At 64.9% G+C, this 2,205-nt stretch carries 2 protein-coding genes; both read right to left on the reverse strand.

Features of this window, described 5'->3' with window-relative positions:
- A partial coding sequence (locus tag AB4Y86_RS17270) for a class I tRNA ligase family protein (RefSeq protein WP_441403392.1) occupies positions 1–480 on the reverse strand: 480 nt, incomplete at its 3' end.
- Between the two features lie 317 nt (positions 481–797).
- Positions 798–2,205: glycerol kinase GlpK (gene glpK / locus AB4Y86_RS17275; protein WP_441403393.1), on the reverse strand; the 1,408-nt coding region annotated here is incomplete at its 5' end.

Below are 2,205 nucleotides of genomic sequence, written 5' to 3' on the forward strand. Positions count from 1 at the left end.
GAACAGCCACTGGGTCCAACGGTAGTACTCGGGGTCCGAGGTGTGCAGCCGGCGGGACCAGTCCACGGAGATGGCGTACCGCTTGAACGACGCCGCCTGGGTGTCGATGTTGGCGTAGGTCCACTCGCTAGGGTGTGCGTTGCGCTTGATGGCGGCGTTCTCCGCGGGCAGGCCGAAGGAGTCCCAGCCGATCGGGTGCAGCACGTCGTAACCTTGCTGGCGCAGGTAACGAGCGACGACGTCGCCCATTGCGAAGGCTTCGGCGTGGCCCATGTGGAGGTCCCCGGAGGGGTAGGGGAACATGTCCAGCACGTAGCGGCGTTCCTTCGAGCCGTCATCCAGGGGCGTGAAGACCTTGAGGTCCTCCCAGACCTGGGGCCATTTGGCCTCCATGGCCGCGAAGCTGTAGGCACCCTCTTCGGGGCCATCGTTCGCGACGGCTGCTGCTGATCCGGTCTCTGTCTCCGGCTGAACGCTCACTGCTGGCCTCTTCTTTTCTTTCGATCTTGTTGATCAGGACTGTCCTGCCTGATCTCTTGGTACCCTGCTGCGGGCCGGCAAATCTCCCGGACACACAAAAGCCCCTCGACATGGAGGGGCTGCCGCTCGGCAATCCGGTTTTCGTCGGGATGCCGGGCGGCTAGCTAAGCAGGGTGATCGCACGCATAGGACCACTTTAGCGCACAGACAAACTCCCCATCGGACGAAAAGGGGCCGGTGACTCCCCGCCATGGTGTGGTGGGCACCGCGAAGCGGGCGGGCGGGAGTCACCGGCCCCTTTTCGGGGCTCGAAAGGCCTACTTCACGTCCTCGTCGACCCAGCCCATGGACTTCGTGACGGCCTTCTTCCAGAGGCGCAGCTGACGGTCGCGCTCACCGGCTTCCATCTTGGGTTCCCAGCGCTTGTCCTCCGCCCAGTACTTGCCGACTTCCTCGGTGTCCTTCCAGAAACCCACGGCCAGGCCCGCCGCGTAGGCAGCACCCAGCGCGGTGGTCTCAACGATCTTCGGACGGATGACGGGGATGCCCAGGATGTCGGCCTGGAACTGCATCAGCGCGTCGTTGGCGACCATTCCGCCGTCGACCCTCAGGTCTTCCATGTCCACGCCGGAATCGGCGTTGGCGGCGTCGAGGACCTCGCGGGTCTGGAATGCCGTCGCTTCCAGGGCGGCCCGGGCAATGTGCCCCTTGTTGACGAAGCGCGTCAGTCCCACGATGACTCCGCGGGCATCGCTCTGCCAGTAGGGGGCGAACAGGCCAGAGAAGGCCGGAACGATGTACACGCCGCCGTTGTCCTCAACCGTCTTCGCCAGCGTTTCCACCTCCGGTGCGGACGAGATCATACCGAGGTTGTCCCGGAGCCACTGGATCAGGGAACCGGTGACGGCGATGGAACCTTCCAGGGCGTAGACCGGCTTCGCGTCGCCGATCTTGTAGCAGACGGTCGTGAGCAGACCGTTCTTGGAGTGCACGATCTCCTCGCCGGTGTTGACGATCATGAAGTTGCCGGTGCCGTAAGTGTTCTTGGCCCCGCCCTTCGCGAACGCGGCCTGGCCGAAGGTCGCCGCCTGCTGGTCGCCCAGGATTCCGGAGACGGGAACTTCGCGCAGCAGCTGCGAGGTGTGCACCGTTCCGTAGACCTCGGAAGAGGACTTGATCGCGGGCAGCATGGACTTCGGCACACCGAACGCGGCCAGGATCTCCTCATCCCAGCTGAGCGTTTCGAGGTCCATGAACATGGTCCGGGAGGCGTTGGTCACGTCGGTGATGTGCACGCCCCCGTCGGTCCCGCCGGTCAGGTTCCAGGTGACCCAGCTGTCCGTGTTGCCGAACAGCAGGTCCCCGGCCTCCGCCTTGGCGCGGGCGCCGTCCACGTTGTCCAGGATCCACTTGATCTTGGTGCCGGAGAAGTAGGTCGCCAGTGGCAGGCCGACCTTCTGTTTGAACCGCTCCACGCCGCCGTCCGCCGCAAGTTCGTCGACGATGGGCTGGGTGCGGGTGTCCTGCCAGACGATGGCGTTGTAGACGGCTTTGCCGGTGGTCTTGTCCCAGACGACGGCTGTCTCACGCTGGTTGGTGATGCCGACGGCGGCAATGTCGTGCCGCGTGAGGTTCGCCTTGGACAGGGCGGATCCGATCACCTCGCGGGTGTTGTCCCAGATCTCCGCCGGGTCGTGCTCCACCCATCCGGCCTTGGGGAAGATC

The sequence above is a fragment of the Arthrobacter sp. 2YAF22_2 genome, assembly GCF_052114645.1.
Taxonomy (GTDB): Bacteria; Actinomycetota; Actinomycetes; order Actinomycetales; family Micrococcaceae; genus Arthrobacter.